The organism is Tsuneonella suprasediminis (assembly GCF_003605755.1).
In the GTDB taxonomy this organism is placed as follows: Bacteria; Pseudomonadota; Alphaproteobacteria; order Sphingomonadales; family Sphingomonadaceae; genus Tsuneonella; species Tsuneonella suprasediminis.
Genome location: NZ_RAHJ01000018.1, coordinates 653,063 through 666,803, shown reverse-complemented (window position 1 = coordinate 666,803; position 13,741 = coordinate 653,063). Strand labels below are relative to the sequence as shown.

Annotated in this window: 14 protein-coding genes; 8 read left to right on the top strand and 6 right to left on the bottom strand. The window is 61.3% G+C overall.

Annotation, left to right across the window (positions count from 1 at the left end):
* Positions 1 to 66: 66 nt before the first annotated feature.
* From D6858_RS09135 to D6858_RS09125, 3 genes are all read right to left on the bottom strand, one after another.
* Positions 67 to 777 (bottom strand): SPOR domain-containing protein, encoded by a 711-nt coding sequence (locus tag D6858_RS09135; RefSeq protein WP_225081906.1) that lies wholly within the window; start codon positions 775 to 777, stop codon positions 67 to 69.
* Positions 777 to 2,522: an arginine--tRNA ligase gene (argS, locus tag D6858_RS09130; RefSeq protein WP_120109217.1), complete on the bottom strand. Its 1,746-nt coding sequence runs from the start codon at positions 2,520 to 2,522 to the stop codon at positions 777 to 779. The genes D6858_RS09135 and argS overlap by 1 nt, the downstream gene beginning before the upstream one ends.
* Positions 2,523 to 2,649: 127 nt before the next feature.
* The gene (locus tag D6858_RS09125) at positions 2,650 to 3,306 is read right to left on the bottom strand and encodes a hypothetical protein (RefSeq protein ID WP_120109215.1); all 657 of its coding nucleotides are present in this window, start codon (positions 3,304 to 3,306) and stop codon (positions 2,650 to 2,652) included.
* A gap of 75 nt (positions 3,307 to 3,381) precedes the next feature.
* On the opposite strand from D6858_RS09125, the gene ispH reads away from it, so the two are divergent.
* Genes ispH through rnhA form a run of 3 tightly spaced genes read left to right on the top strand, consistent with a single transcriptional unit; the run spans position 3,382 to position 5,816 of the window.
* A complete protein-coding gene (gene ispH, locus D6858_RS09120; protein WP_120109213.1) occupies positions 3,382 to 4,356 on the top strand; it encodes a 4-hydroxy-3-methylbut-2-enyl diphosphate reductase in 975 nt (324 codons plus the stop codon).
* A 15-nt stretch (positions 4,357 to 4,371) separates the two neighbouring features.
* Positions 4,372 to 5,355, top strand: a complete 984-nt coding sequence (locus tag D6858_RS09115; protein ID WP_120109211.1) for a homoserine kinase — start codon at positions 4,372 to 4,374, stop codon at positions 5,353 to 5,355.
* 17 nt (positions 5,356 to 5,372) lie between these two features.
* The gene (gene rnhA / locus D6858_RS09110) at positions 5,373 to 5,816 is read left to right on the top strand and encodes a ribonuclease HI (RefSeq protein ID WP_120109209.1); all 444 of its coding nucleotides are present in this window, start codon (positions 5,373 to 5,375) and stop codon (positions 5,814 to 5,816) included.
* Between the two features lie 146 nt (positions 5,817 to 5,962).
* Here rnhA and D6858_RS09105 read toward each other — a convergent pair whose 3' ends face one another.
* The 3 genes from D6858_RS09105 to D6858_RS09095 are packed head-to-tail and all read right to left on the bottom strand — an operon-like array spanning position 5,963 to position 8,209.
* Positions 5,963 to 6,139 carry a YegP family protein gene (locus D6858_RS09105; RefSeq protein WP_102153455.1) on the bottom strand — a complete coding sequence of 59 codons (177 nt, stop codon included), beginning with the start codon at positions 6,137 to 6,139 and terminating at the stop codon, positions 5,963 to 5,965.
* 49 nt (positions 6,140 to 6,188) lie between these two features.
* The gene (locus D6858_RS09100) at positions 6,189 to 7,307 is read right to left on the bottom strand and encodes an NAD(P)/FAD-dependent oxidoreductase (protein ID WP_120109207.1); all 1,119 of its coding nucleotides are present in this window, start codon (positions 7,305 to 7,307) and stop codon (positions 6,189 to 6,191) included.
* Positions 7,304 to 8,209 (bottom strand): alpha/beta fold hydrolase, encoded by a 906-nt coding sequence (locus D6858_RS09095; RefSeq protein ID WP_240623779.1) that lies wholly within the window; start codon positions 8,207 to 8,209, stop codon positions 7,304 to 7,306. Before D6858_RS09095 ends, D6858_RS09100 begins: the two co-directional genes overlap by 4 nt.
* 171 nt (positions 8,210 to 8,380) lie before the next feature.
* Here D6858_RS09095 and D6858_RS09090 point away from each other — a divergent pair, with 171 nt between their 5' ends.
* The 5 genes from D6858_RS09090 to D6858_RS09070 all read left to right on the top strand — a co-directional run bounded on the left by D6858_RS09090 (position 8,381) and on the right by D6858_RS09070 (position 13,717).
* On the top strand, positions 8,381 to 8,869 hold the full coding sequence (locus D6858_RS09090) for an A24 family peptidase (protein ID WP_120109205.1): 489 nt from the start codon (positions 8,381 to 8,383) through the stop codon (positions 8,867 to 8,869).
* Positions 8,870 to 8,956: 87 nt separating this feature from the next.
* On the top strand, positions 8,957 to 10,051 hold the full coding sequence (gene cpaB, locus D6858_RS09085) for a Flp pilus assembly protein CpaB (protein WP_120109203.1): 1,095 nt from the start codon (positions 8,957 to 8,959) through the stop codon (positions 10,049 to 10,051).
* A gap of 64 nt (positions 10,052 to 10,115) precedes the next feature.
* Positions 10,116 to 11,762 carry a type II and III secretion system protein family protein gene (locus tag D6858_RS09080; protein ID WP_120109201.1) on the top strand — a complete coding sequence of 549 codons (1,647 nt, stop codon included), beginning with the start codon at positions 10,116 to 10,118 and terminating at the stop codon, positions 11,760 to 11,762.
* A gap of 16 nt (positions 11,763 to 11,778) precedes the next feature.
* Positions 11,779 to 12,438 carry a CpaD family pilus assembly protein gene (locus D6858_RS09075; protein WP_120109199.1) on the top strand — a complete coding sequence of 220 codons (660 nt, stop codon included), beginning with the start codon at positions 11,779 to 11,781 and terminating at the stop codon, positions 12,436 to 12,438.
* Position 12,439: 1 nt separating this feature from the next.
* Positions 12,440 to 13,717 (top strand): pilus assembly protein CpaE, encoded by a 1,278-nt coding sequence (locus tag D6858_RS09070; RefSeq protein WP_120109197.1) that lies wholly within the window; start codon positions 12,440 to 12,442, stop codon positions 13,715 to 13,717.
* Positions 13,718 to 13,741 lie beyond the last annotated feature (24 nt).

Sequence of the window (13,741 nt, the reverse complement as noted above, 5' to 3'; positions counted from 1 at the left end):
AAGCGTCCGACTCACTGCAATGTGGGAAACCCCCTGCTGCACAGGCGGGAGGGAGTCATTACTGTTTCAGCGCTTCACCTGGCAAGCCACACCATCGGCCTTCAACGCAGCGCACAACGCATTTGCTGCGGCAAGATCGCCCGGCACCGCCTGCAGGCGATAGATAGTGCCGATGTCGACTTTTCCTTCGATCACGCGGTGACGCACGCCATTCAGTTTATCTGTCTGGCGCATCAGGCTTGCCCATCCCGCCTCTGCCAAGGCCTTGCTGGAATAGGCCCCCACCTGGACGCCGGGTCCGCTGACAGGCGCCGCTGTCGCTTCATCGCCAGCCTTGCCGTCTTCCTTCGCGCCAACGGTCGATTCCACGGAATCATCGGTAGCGATGCGGCCTTCGGTTTTCTTCCCTTCGCCCACCGCCGGAGCGATGTCGCCAGTCCCTTCAAAAGTCTGCCCGCCGGGGTTCGCAGGCTTGACTTTGTAGTCACCTTCAGGTGCCTCAATAGTGGAACCATCGGGGACCAATTCGGGATCGGGGCCGCGTTTGCCGAGCCACCAGATCAGACCGACCAGTACGGCCAACGCCAACAGAGCCAGCAGGGCAAAGCCGACGATACGACCGGTATCGACCCCACCTTCCTGCTCGTAATCCTCATCCGATTCGAGCCAGGGCAACCGTTCATTGTCGTCTGCGAAGGCCAGCTCTTCAGGTTCCCCGAGCGGATTGCCTTCGTCGGGATCGATCGGTCGATCTTCGTTATCGCCCCCCGCCATCATCACATCTCCTCAACCGCCTGCACGCCAAGCAGTGCCAAGCCATTGTGCACTACTTGCCCGATCTGGCGCGCAAGGAAAAGCCTCGCGCCAGTGAGAGCCGAATCGTGTGCCACGATGAAGCGCTTTTCCGGCTCGTCGTTGCCGAGGTTCCAGAAGGCGTGAAGCGCAGCCGCCAGATCGTAAAGATAGAACGCAATCCGGTGTGGCTCACGCGCGCTGGCCGCCGCCTCCACGATCCGCGGGAATTGCGCCGCGAGACGGACGAGAGCGATTTCCTCGTCCCCCAAACGATTAAGCGCCGCAGGATCGGGTTTCAGCCCTTCGCCCGCGGCTTTGCGTAGCGTGGAGCTGATGCGGGCGTGGGCATACTGGACATAGAAAACAGGGTTGTCCTTGCTCGCTTCCACCACCTTGGCGAAGTCGAATTCCATCTGGGCCTCAGGCTTGCGGGTCAGCATCGTGAAGCGAACCACATCCTTGCCAACCTCTCGCACAACGTCGGCCAGGGTGACAAACGTGCCGGAGCGTTTGCTCATTTTCACCGGCTCGCCGCCACGCATGAGCTGGACCATCTGTACAAGCTTGACATCAAAGGGAATTTCTTTCCCTTCGCCCTGCGCCAGAGCGGCGACGGCAGCCTTGATCCGCTTGACTGTGCCGGCATGATCGGCACCCCAGATGTCGATCAGGGCATCGGCGGTTTCCGCTTTCTGCATGTGGTACGCGAGATCGGCCCCGAAATAGGTCCATTTGCCGTCGGATTTCTTGATCGGCCGGTCCTGATCGTCGCCAAACCGGGTTGCGCGGAACAGCGGCAGTTCGACCGGTTCCCAATCGTCGATCGTCTTGCCCTTTGGCGCTTCCAGTTGGCCATCATAGACCAGATCGTGCGCGCGCAGCCATTTTTCCGCTTCTTCCGGCTTGCCCGCTGCCTGCAGTTCCGCTTCGGACGAGAACACATCGTGTTCGATGCCGAGCAGCGCGAGGTCGGCGCGGATCATGTCCATCATCGCGTGGACCGCGCGCTTGCGGAACAGTTCCAGCCAGTCGCTTTCCGGCGCGGCAGCAAACCGATCGCCATATTCGGCCGCCAGCACTTTGCCGATCTGGACCAAATAGTCGCCGGGATAGAGCCCTTCGGGGATCGCACCGATATCTTCGCCCAGCGCTTCCCGGTAACGCAGATGGACCGACCGCGCGAGCACATCGACCTGCCCGCCCGCGTCGTTGACGTAGTACTCGCGGATCACATCGTGCCCGGCGTATTCCAGCAAAGTCGCCAGCGCATCGCCCACCACCGCGCCGCGGCAATGGCCCATATGCATCGGGCCTGTGGGGTTGGCCGAAACGTATTCGACGTTGACCCGCGTTCCCCGCCCCATTTTCGAGCGACCGTAATCAGGGCCAAGCGCGGCAATCGCCGCCAGTTCTTCACGCCAGACCGAATCGGCCAGCCGCAGGTTGATGAAACCCGGTCCGGCAATCTCCGCACTTTCCACCGAAGGTTCGCGATTGAGATGTTCGACGATCTTTTCCGCCAGCGCGCGCGGATTGGTCGCAGCCTGCTTCGCCAGAACCATCGCGGCGTTGGTCGCCAGATCGCCATGCGATGGATCGCGCGGCGGTTCGACGGTGACGTTCGCGGTGGAAACACCCGCTGGCAGCGCGCCCTCCATTTCGAGAGCGGACAGGACAGCGGCGATACGCGCGGCGAATGCGGCGTGGAGAGTGTGGACTTCGGACATGGTCGCGCGACTAGCCGAAATGACCAAAAGAGCAAGGTTCGCCTTGCCCGACCCAGCAAAACCGCCGCCGCCCTATCCCCTTGTCCTTACGCAAAAGGGATAGTCGCAGACCTGAATTTTCAGTCGATCAGCGGCGCACGTTGTATGCGAGCTGTTCCGGCGTGAGCTGGAAACCGACCAGCAATTCGAACGTCGCCCGTTCGACTGCCGCCTTCACCGAAGGGGTCGACAGCGGATCGACGGCGGCATCGGGATCGCCCGCCTTACGCGGCTTGACGATTTCCTTGCGAATTTCATCAGGCAACGTTGCGGCTGCACGATCGACAAAGGCCCCGGCCTGCGCTGTCGCCTGCGTGCGCGCCTGTCCATCGGCAAAATTGAGCGTCACTTCCCCGACTCGCTTGCTGACGACCGAATTGCCGCCGCGAGTCACGACAGAGAAGAACGGCAAAGTCACTTGCCGCGCGCCACGCGTATCGGTGCGGCTGGCGACTACCTGAAACGTGGCATTGGAATAAATCTTCTCGCCCGCGGTCGCTTCGTCGCAGGTGGACCGGACATCGGTGATCGCAGCGCTGACATCGATATTGTTCGCGGTTTGCGCGCCTGCGCTACGGAAAGTCGTGATATCGCCTGTGTAATCAGGCACGCCCACTGCCGGGCATGGGGTGCGGATGGCCGTGATCCCGACACCGTCGGACAACACGAGGTCCCCTCCGCGCTTGCAGCCGGCGAGCGCGGCCCCCATCATGAGAATGGTCAGGAGGCGATAGCGAGCGATCATGTCTGTTACGTTCCCAATTCAATCTGTCGTAACACGCCCTAGCGGCGCATACGCCGAAGCGCTAGGGGCCAGAGGATGAACGCGCCATTGCAAAATCCGCCCGCCGATCAAATGCGCCAGCCGCTGACCGTGCTGATTGCCGCGCCGCGCGGCTTCTGCGCCGGGGTGGATCGGGCGATTGAGATCGTCGAGCGGACGATCGATCGTTATGGCGCACCGGTCTATGTCCGCCACGAAATCGTCCACAACAGATTTGTTGTCGATGCCCTGAAAGCGAAAGGGGCGATCTTCGTCGAAGAACTGGACGAAGTGCCGGACGACGCGCCAGTAGTGTTCAGTGCCCACGGCGTGCCCAAGGCCGTCCCCTTGGAAGCAACCCGGCGGGGGCTCGAATGGCTCGACGCGACTTGCCCTCTGGTCAGCAAAGTGCACCGCCAGGCCGAACGCCAGATCGAATCCGGCCGCCATATCGTGTTTATCGGCCATGAGGGTCACCCGGAAGTAATCGGCACGATGGGTCAGGTTCCCGATGGTTCGATCACGCTGGTCGAAACGGTAGAAGACGTGGCAGACCTGCCGTTCCCGCAGGATATGGCGCTTGCGTTTCTGACGCAGACCACGCTGTCGGTCGACGATACGGCGAAAGTGGTGGCGGCGCTGAAGGAACGCTATCCGCATATCGTTGGGCCGAAGGCGGAAGATATCTGCTACGCCACATCCAATCGGCAGGCCGCGGTCAAACAGATCGCACCGGGCAGCGATCTGGTTCTGGTGATCGGTGCACCCAATTCATCCAATTCGCTGCGGCTGGTCGAAGTGGCGAAGCGATGCGGAACCGATGCCCACCTGATCCAGCGAGCGAGCGAGATCCGGCCCGAATGGCTCGATGGAGTGGGCACAGTTGGCCTGACAGCGGGCGCATCGGCACCTGAAACGCTGGTACGCGAAGTGGTCGACCGGCTGGCCGAATGGCGCGAAGTGGAAGAACACACCCTCGTTTCCGCCGAAGAAAAGATGGTTTTCAAGCTGCCCCGCCAGCTCGTCGACTGACCGGGCAAGACTGTTATGGCTGTTTACACCCATCTGGGCGCGGAAGATCTCGCCTCTCTGATCGCTACTTACAATGTGGGCGAACTCGTGTCCGCGAAAGGTATCGCGGAAGGTGTCTCGAACTCCAACTGGCTGATCGAAACGACCGGAGCCGACGGTACGGGCGCACGCTTCATTCTGACGATGTACGAACGGCGGATCGAACTGGACGATCTGCCTTTCTTCCTCGGCCTGCTCGATCATCTGTCAGCCCACGGCGCGCCTGTGCCGCGCACAATTCACTGTCGCGACGGCGATGCCTATCAGCTGATCGATGGCAAGGCGGTGGCGCTGATCGAATTCCTGCCGGGCGTATCGGTGGATCGGCCCACACCCGCACAGGCACGGGCCGTGGGGGCCGCGCTGGCTGAAATGCACCGTGCCGCGCACGATTTTCCAATGGAACGCCCCAACACACTCGACATCGGGGAAAGCCTGCGTGTGCTGCAACATTGCGGCGGCAATGCGCTGGCGACAGTCGATCCTGCATTGCCCGAGATGATCGACCATGCCGCGCGACTTTGCGCTGCCTGGCCGCAGGGCTTGCCACAGGCGGTGTGCCATACCGATCTGTTCCCGGATAACGTGCTGATGCGTGGCAACAACGTAACCGGGATGATCGATTTCTATTTCGCCTGCACCGATGCGATGGCTTACGACGTTGCAGTCACGCACGCGGCGTGGAGCTTCGATAAAAGTGGTGGCCGGTTCGATCCGGCCATCGGGCACGCCTTGCTTGCCGGATATGAGTCGGTTCGCCCTCTCGACCCGGTGGAGCGGCGGAGCTTGCCGGTACTGGCGCAAGGGGCGTGTCTGCGCTTCGTCGCCAGTCGGGCGGAAGACTGGCTGGAAACGCCGGATGATGCGCTGGTGACGCGCAAAGACCCGATGGATTACGTTCGTCGGCTCCACTTCTACGCCGAAGCGGGCGATAGCCCCTTCCATCCGGCCGTAGATTGAGCCACGCCGAACCGACTATGAAACACGTTGAAATATTCACCGATGGCGCGTGCAAAGGCAATCCCGGCCCCGGCGGCTGGGGCGCTTTGCTGCGAATGGGGCGTCATGAGAAGGAACTGTCGGGCGGAGAGGCCGATACGACCAACAACCGCATGGAAATGACCGCCGTGATCCGCGCGCTGGAAGCGTTGATCGAACCGTGCGAGATTTCACTTTATTCCGACAGCAAATATGTGATCGACGGGATCACCAAATGGGTCGACGGCTGGCAGAAACGCGGCTGGATCAATGCCAGCAAACAACCCGTCCGTAACAAGGATTTGTGGCACGAACTGATTGCCGCGACCAAACCCCACCAGATCGAATGGAACTGGATCCGCGGGCATTCGGGCCACCCCGAAAACGAACGCGTGGATCAACTGGCTGTTATCGCGGCGGAACAGGTCGCGGCAGGCGAATAAAAAACCCTCTCCCACAAACGGGGGAGAGGGTTGAAAAAGCGAGAGCTTGCGGCAGCGAGGCAATACACGCCGCTCAACTCGCAATGGTGGCGAGGCAGCTAGCTGCCCGACCACCTCTCTCCCTCTTCAGTGGGAGAGAGCGCTAGTCAGCTTTCATCTACAGTTTCTGCATCCGGGCCGTTTTTCTTGATCGATTCGATGGCGTTCTTGGCATTCGCCTTGGAACTGTAGCCCTCGGTCCAGAAAATCGGCTCGGCATTGTACATGAAGTAAGCTACGAATTCGCCAGCCTTATTCTTCTTGATCTTAAAATGATGCGCCATCTGGCCACCTCCTTTACAGGTTAAGTTCAATCGGCAGCCTAGCCTCTGGTTAACGAGAGTCCAGTACGAACCGCGCCGGATCGTATAACGCCGCATCGATCGCGTGAGTCAGCTCATCGCGCTCAGCGCCCAGCAACAGTTGCGCGCCCAACCGGGCCGCTGCCGGTGCCGTCTGGATGCCAAATCCCCCCTGCCCCGCGAACCAGAAAAAGCCCGGCGTTTCGGGATCGAAGCCATAGACCGGGGCGCGATCGGGGGCAAAACTGCGTAAGCCCGCCCATTTGCGATCCACCCCCAGCACACGCCAGTCGACCACGTGTTCGAACCGGTCAATTGCCTGCGCCACCGCCAGCTCTTCCGGGGCGGCATCGCACGGCGGCGACGGTTCTTCGTCATGCGGGCTCAGCCACAAGCGCCCGCTTTCGGGCTTGAAATAGAACTGGCCGGAAATGTCGAGCACCAGCGGCAGATCGACCGACGGAAGCGGCTCTGTGCGAAGCTGTACCACAGTGCGCCGCAATGGCTGGATACCCAATGCGGAGGCACCGGCCATCCGGGCCACATTATCCGCCCACGCCCCGGCAGCGTTCACCAGAATGCGCGCGCGCAATGTATCGCCATGTTCGGTGGTAATGTTCCACAGGCCGCTGATCCGCTCTGCTTGCGATACGCGGGCACGGTTGCGCTGCTCCACTCCGCCTTGTCGGGCTGCGGCGAGGTAATGCTGATGCACCCCCGCCACGTCGATATCGGCGCATGCTTCTTCCCACAAAGCCATGCACCATTCGGGGCGCAAACCGGGCAGGCGCCGCTCGATGCCCACACGGTCGAGCCGCTCGATAGAAACGCCGCTGTCGGCAAAGCGCGCCACGAATGCATCCATCGCCCCGCTGTCTTCCGCTCTGCCAATATAGAGCGCACCGCGCGGCGTCAGAAACCCGTGTTCACGTAGCCATGTGCCCGATGGCAGAGTGAGTGGCACGATTTCGGGCCCGCCATAGCATTCTTCCCAGAATGCCGCCGAACGGCCCGTGGTGTGATAGCCGGGGCGATCCTCCGCCTCCAGCATCACAATCGACCCGCCGCCGAGTTGCGCCAGCTCCGCCGCGATGCTGGCCCCGGCCATCCCTGCCCCGACCACTGCGATATGGTAGATGTCTTCGTTCACTGCTCTGCTGCGATTCCGTCGAGAAATGAGTCGATTGCGTCGAGCGCCCTGTCGCGCACGGGGTCTGCTTCGCGCAAGAGTTCATGGCTCGCTTCGTCCCCGAACACGACCAGGCGACAATGCGGCATGCGTGTCGCGGCATCTTCGATGGCAGTGAAGTCAACCAGCTTGTCCGCAGTCGTCGCGACGACGATGGTCGGGGTGGTCACGCTTTCGAGCACACCCGGCGCATAAAGCCGCCGCATCGACGCATAGCCCCGCTCGACCCAGCCCCAGCTGCCCGGCCCCATCACCAGTTCGGGCCGCTGTTCGCGCCACCATATCTCATCGGCATAGCGTTCGTGGTCGTGAGTCAGCAGCAGTTCGCGCCCTTGCGGAACTTCGCCGGGTTTCTCGCTCCATTTCCAGGCAGGCCGCCGCGCATCGCCCAGCGATTTCATCAGGCGGGCCGCGACATGCATCACAGCCACTGGCAACGGCCCGATGAAACCCAGCATCGGTGCCGACAACACCAGCCCATCGGGCGATACACGCTTGTCCGCCACCGCGCGCAGTACCAGATGCCCGCCCATCGAATGCCCGGCCAGCACATGCGGCCCCGGCGTTTCCGCACACCAGCGATCCCACAGCACCCCAAGATCAGCAATCCATGTGCCGAAATCATCGATATGGCCAGTGACCGGATCTTTGCCTAACCGACCGGAACCCGCCTGCCCGCGCCAGTCCGAAGCAGTGACGTGCCAGCCCATGTCATGCCAGTGAGCCAGCGTTTCGAGGTACTTTTCGTAAAAGTCGCCCCGCCCCGGCATGAACAGGATGGAACCGCGCGGAGGGGCATCGCCTGTGCCGGGTTGCGCCCAGTCGATCCGCCGAACCGCGTGGCCATCGGCAGTATGCCACACGCTTTCCTTCGCGTCCGCCGGGATCGCGCGGCGATCGAACGCTTTACCGGCACCGGAGTGGCCCGATCGTGCTTTATCGAACTGGCTAATCGCATCCCTCCGATCTTGGTTACTATTTGGTAAGCACTCGCCTGTAGCAACGACCCTCGACGGGGAACCTTGGGGGCTTCGATGCTTACGGAATACATTCACTACGGACTGCTGGCAGCATTGGCAATCGCGCTGCTGATTGCTGCGTTCACCGATTGGCGCAGCCGCAAAATCGGCAACTGGCTGAACGCCACGATCGCGCTGGGCGCGCCACTATTCTGGTGGGCCAGCGGTCTGACATTATGGCCCGAAGTCGCCACGCAGATTGGCATCGCCATTGCCACATTTGCCGTTCTTTCAGTGCTGTTTGCACTGAAATGGATGGGGGGCGGCGATGTCAAACTGCTGACCGCGCTGGCATTGTGGATCGAACCGACGTGGTTCCTCAACCTGCTTATCATGATGGCACTGCTCGGCGGAGTGCTCACGCTGGTCATGGGTGCCTGGCATATCGCTCGTCGTCAGCGGGAACGGCTGGCCATTCCATATGGTGTCGCGATTTCCGCAGCGGGCCTGTGGGTATTGAGCGCTCACTATCTGCCAGTCGCTCAATCTGCCCTGGCAAGCTGAACCTGATTTTAACCATTCGAGTCTTAATGATCGAAAATATACCCGCCCACTTTTCAGGGCGTTGGTCATGAGGGGGCTATAATAGCCATGGACAGTAAGAAGCTGGTTTTGCTCGTTGGCGCTCTGGTGATCGCGATTGCGACCGCTTTGATGGCGCGCAGCATGCTCGCGGGGGCACCTGCACCCAAGGCAGAAGCCGCCGCCCAGACACCCACCGGGCCGAAGGTTCTCGTCGCGCAGCGCGTGCTGCCCACGGGCACGATCATCACTGCTGACGCCATCGGTTTCCAGCAATGGCCGAAGGAACTCGTCAAAGATGCCTATTTCATCGATGGCGAATCCGACGTTTCCAAACTGCTCGGCACTGTCGTGCGCTTCCCGATCACCGCTGGTGAACCGGTAACGCAAGGCTCGCTGGTAAAACCCGGCGACCGTGGCTTCCTGGCTGCGGCACTTGGTCCGGGCATGCGCGCTGTGACCGTGCCGGTTTCCGACAACACGGGTGTGGCAGGTTTTGTCTTCCCCGGCGACCGGGTCGATCTGGTTCTGACACAGACCGTCAAGGGGGACGGTGAAGGCAGCAGTCTGAAAGCATCGGAAACCATTTTGCGTAACCTGCGCGTGCTGGCCACCGACCAGTCGACCACGCAAGACACTGTCGATGGGAAAACACAGGTCAAAGGGTTTCGCACCGTCACGCTGGAGGTAACGCCCAAGATCGCGGAAAAAGTCGCCGTCGCGCAGACCATCGGCACGATCAGCCTGTCTCTGCGCTCGATCGCGGACAATCAGTCTGAACTCGACTCGGCAATCGCGTCGGGCAAAGTCAAAATTCCGGACAACGCCACGCCGCAGGAAGAAGAACGTCTGCTGGCGAAAGCAGCCAGCTCGCCCAGCGATGGCCCGTCGACTTATCAGACCGGCGGTGACGTGTCGCGCTTCCAGCGCCGCACGATGCCCGCCGCAAAGCCCGATCCGAGCCAGATGATGGTGCAGAACGGGAACGGTACAACAACTACCGTGGTGCAACGCCCGTCGGGACCGTCAGTCCGGGTTACTCGCGGCAAGAACACTTCGAGCGTGACGATCTCGCGCAGCACCGGTCAGGTAATCGATACTCAGGCCGAAGCCATGGGCAACGGCGGGCAGGCAGTCGCCGGCACGCTGGGCGCCTATCCATAAGGACTGCACGATGAACGCCACGCATTCCATTCCGGGTTTCGGATTTCACACGAGGGGCAAAGCTATGAAACGCCGCCTTATTTCTTCTCTGCTGATTGCCGGTGCGGCCGCGCTCCCGCTGGTGGGCCTGCCCGCCGCACCTGCCGAGGCACAGAGCACTGTATCGCCCAGCCGCAGCATCAACCTGTCGATCGGACGGGGGGAACTGATCAATATTCCGGGCACTATGTCCGATGTATTTGTCGCGAACGACAGCATTGCGGACGTGCAGATAAAGTCGGCCCGTCAGCTTTACCTGTTCGGCAAATCCGGCGGTGTCACAACCGTATATGCCAGCAACAAGGCGGGCGATGTGATCTGGTCTGCCGATGTGCGGGTCGGATCGAACATCGACAGCGTCGATCAGATGCTGGCGCTGGCCATGCCAGAGGCCAAGATTTCGGTTGCCACGATGGGGACGGAAACATTTCTGCTGACCGGTACGGTCGCTGCACCCGAAGATGCAGCGGAGGCCGAACGACTGGTGCAGGCATTCGTCGGCGATAAAGCCAATGTCATCAGCCGTCTGAAAACCGCCACGCCGCTGCAGGTCAACCTGCAGGTCAAATTCGCGGAAGTCAGCCGCTCGCTGGTGCGTGAACTGGGGGTAAACCTGAAGACCATCGACAGCACCGACGGTTTCCAGTTCGGTATCGGTCGCGGACGTGAAGGCTTCTCCCCCAATCAGTATGTCGGCCCCGGTCAGACACTGGGAATGGGGCAATCGGTCAAAACGATCATTCCCGATCCGCTGGATCCGACCAAGACGATTACTGTCGAAGGATCATCGATTAAGCCGATCAGCGGCGGATCGACGCTGGGGGCCGCAGGGCGCCTGTTCGGTCTCGACATCATCGGCGCGCTCGATCTGGCAGAGCGTGTCGGTCTGGTCACCACGCTGTCGCAGCCAAACCTGACGGCACTGTCAGGTGAGACGGCGGACTTCCTCGCCGGCGGCGAATTCCCCATCCCGATCAGTCAGGGACTGGGTTCGACCTCGGTTGAATACCGCAAATACGGCGTCAGCCTTGCTTATACACCGACGGTTCTGGCCAACGGCCGCATATCCTTGCGGGTCCGGCCGGAAGTGTCGGAACTGTCGAGCCAGGGCGCAGTGTCGCTCGGTGGTTTCCAGATCCCTGCGCTGACTGTGCGCCGCGCTGAAACCACTATCGAACTGGGTTCGGGCCAAAGCTTCATGATCGCTGGTCTGATGAGCACCAACGCGCAGAATTCTATCGAAAAGGCGCCGGGTCTGGGCGATGTGCCGATCCTCGGCAATCTGTTCCGTTCGACCTCGTTCCGTAACGGCGAGACAGAGCTGGTGATTATCGTCACCCCCTATCTCGTCAATCCGGTGAACGGCAACGAAATCAAGCTGCCGACCGATGGATATCAATCCGCCAACGAACTGCAACGCTACTTCGGAATGCAGGACAACGCAGGCAAATCCGGCGCCGCCGGTCAGCGGCCGGGCCCCACGCTCGGCAACGGCGGCGGGCAGACACCTGACGCGGAAATCTCGCAACTGGAAGCGATGCTGCCATCGTTGCGTGCCGCCGAACAGGATCAGGCACGCGGCAAGCAAGCGAAGAACAACCGCAAGAAGAGCAAGCGCGACAAGCAGCGCACCGCCAATGCCGGCGATGTGAAGCCTGGCTTCAGCTTCTAAGGAAAAGGTGAGACCGATGACCAACACCCTAAACCGCAAACTTGCCGGTGCTGTCGCCCTCACTCTGGGCCTTTCGCTCGCTGCCTGCGGTGGCATGCCGCAGAATCGCTCGCTCTATTCAACGAAACAGCCGGTGGTTGAGCGGACGAATTTCACATTCGATGTCGCGACAGGATACGATGGCCTCTCGATCCCCGAACAGCAGCGTCTTGCCGGTTGGTTCGATGCGATGGACCTGCGCTATGGCGATCGCGTGTCGATCGACGATCCCCAGACCAACGGGGCCACGCGCGATGCCATCGGGCAGCTTGCCGCACGCCACGGCATCCTGCTGAGCAATGGTGCACCGGTCACGACCGGCGCTGTGCCGATGGGCACCGCACGGGTGGTGATCACCCGTTCCACCGCACACGTTCCCGGCTGCCCGGACTGGTCTGCCAAGAGCGACGCGAACTACAATAACGCCACGTCACCCAATTATGGCTGTGCGACCAACAGCAATCTCGCCGCGATGGTCGCCAACCCGGAAGACCTGATCAGCGGTCAGGCCGGCACGGGCGACACGACCATTATGAGCTCGAATAAGGCAATCGACACCTATCGCAAGAAGGCGCCGACCGGCGCAGGCGACCTCAAATCGAGTGGCACAGGCGGTAGCGGCGGAGGGAGCAACTGACATGAACGCACCTTGGAAACCCAACGCAGGCGGGCGCGATCCTTTTGCCGCTTTCCTCTGCGACGATACCGCGCTCGATTCATTGCGCCCGGTCGTGATCGAAATGGGCTGGCAGCCGGAAAAGTGCGCCAAAGGTGGCTTGCGCAACGCCGTCCAGTCGCTCTCGGTTTCGGCCAGCCCCAACATTCTGATGGTCGATCTGTCCGAAAGCGGCGATCCGCTGAACGATATCAACGCCCTTGCCGAAGTGTGCGAGCCGGGGACGGTGGTGATCGCGGTCGGTCAGGTCAACGATGTCCGCCTCTACCGCGATCTGCTGTCCAGCGGGATCCACGATTACCTGCTCAAACCGCTTTCCGCCGGGCAGCTTCGGGATTCGCTGACACAGGCACAGGCCGTCTTCTCGGCACCGAAGACAACTGACGGGGATGCGGCCAAGCGGCATATTTCCACCGCAGTCGTCGGGACGCGTGGCGGGGTCGGATCATCGACGCTGGCAACATCGCTGGCATGGCTGTTTTCGACGGATCACAAACTGCCAACCGCACTGCTCGATCTCGACGTGCACTTCGGGACCGGCGCACTGGCACTCGATCTCGAACCGGGTCGCGGACTGACCGATGCGATCGACAACCCCAGCCGGATCGACGGGCTGTTCATCGAACGCGCAATGATCCGTGCAAACGACAATCTCGCGATTCTTTCGGCGGAAGCACCGATCAACGCCCCGCTGATGACCGATGGCAGTGCATTTCTTCAGCTGGAGGAGGAATTCCGCCAGGCATTCGAAATGACAGTCATCGATCTGCCGCGGAACATGCTGATCAACTTCCCGCACTTGCTGGCAGACGTAAATGTCGTGGTTCTGGCGACCGAGCTGACGCTGGCAAGCGCGCGCGATGCGATCCGCATTCTGAGCTGGCTGAAGACCAACGCCGCCCACGCGCAGCCACTGATCGTGACCAACAAAGTGCAGCCGGGCATGGCCGAAATCAGCAAGGCCGATTTCGAAGCCTCTATCGAATGCCCGATCGACTTTATGATCCCTTTCGACAGCAAGGCCGCCGCGAACGCCGCGAAACTGGGACAGACTTTTGTCGAAGCCAATCGTGGCAGCAAGGCCACAGCAGCAATCCGGCAGTTGGCGGAACGCGTGATCGGCAGCGGCGATACAGAGGCCGCAGAGGGAACTGGCGCCTCCAAAAAGTCGCTGCTCGGCAGCCTCGATCTCAAAGGGTTGCTGGCGAAGAAAGCGAAACCGGCAAAGGTCGACGCATGAGGCATTGCGGCGCACCGGCCCTGT

Coding starts and splice junctions, on each gene's coding strand:
- D6858_RS09135 (WP_225081906.1), bottom strand. CDS start 777: ATGATGGCGGGGGGCGATAACGAAGATCGACCGATCGATCCCGACGAA.
- argS (WP_120109217.1), bottom strand. CDS start 2,522: ATGTCCGAAGTCCACACTCTCCACGCCGCATTCGCCGCGCGTATCGCC.
- D6858_RS09125 (WP_120109215.1), bottom strand. CDS start 3,306: ATGATCGCTCGCTATCGCCTCCTGACCATTCTCATGATGGGGGCCGCG.
- ispH (WP_120109213.1), top strand. CDS start 3,382: ATGAACGCGCCATTGCAAAATCCGCCCGCCGATCAAATGCGCCAGCCG.
- D6858_RS09115 (WP_120109211.1), top strand. CDS start 4,372: ATGGCTGTTTACACCCATCTGGGCGCGGAAGATCTCGCCTCTCTGATC.
- rnhA (WP_120109209.1), top strand. CDS start 5,373: ATGAAACACGTTGAAATATTCACCGATGGCGCGTGCAAAGGCAATCCC.
- D6858_RS09105 (WP_102153455.1), bottom strand. CDS start 6,139: ATGGCGCATCATTTTAAGATCAAGAAGAATAAGGCTGGCGAATTCGTA.
- D6858_RS09090 (WP_120109205.1), top strand. CDS start 8,381: ATGCTTACGGAATACATTCACTACGGACTGCTGGCAGCATTGGCAATC.
- cpaB (WP_120109203.1), top strand. CDS start 8,957: ATGGACAGTAAGAAGCTGGTTTTGCTCGTTGGCGCTCTGGTGATCGCG.
- D6858_RS09080 (WP_120109201.1), top strand. CDS start 10,116: ATGAAACGCCGCCTTATTTCTTCTCTGCTGATTGCCGGTGCGGCCGCG.
- D6858_RS09075 (WP_120109199.1), top strand. CDS start 11,779: ATGACCAACACCCTAAACCGCAAACTTGCCGGTGCTGTCGCCCTCACT.
- D6858_RS09070 (WP_120109197.1), top strand. CDS start 12,440: ATGAACGCACCTTGGAAACCCAACGCAGGCGGGCGCGATCCTTTTGCC.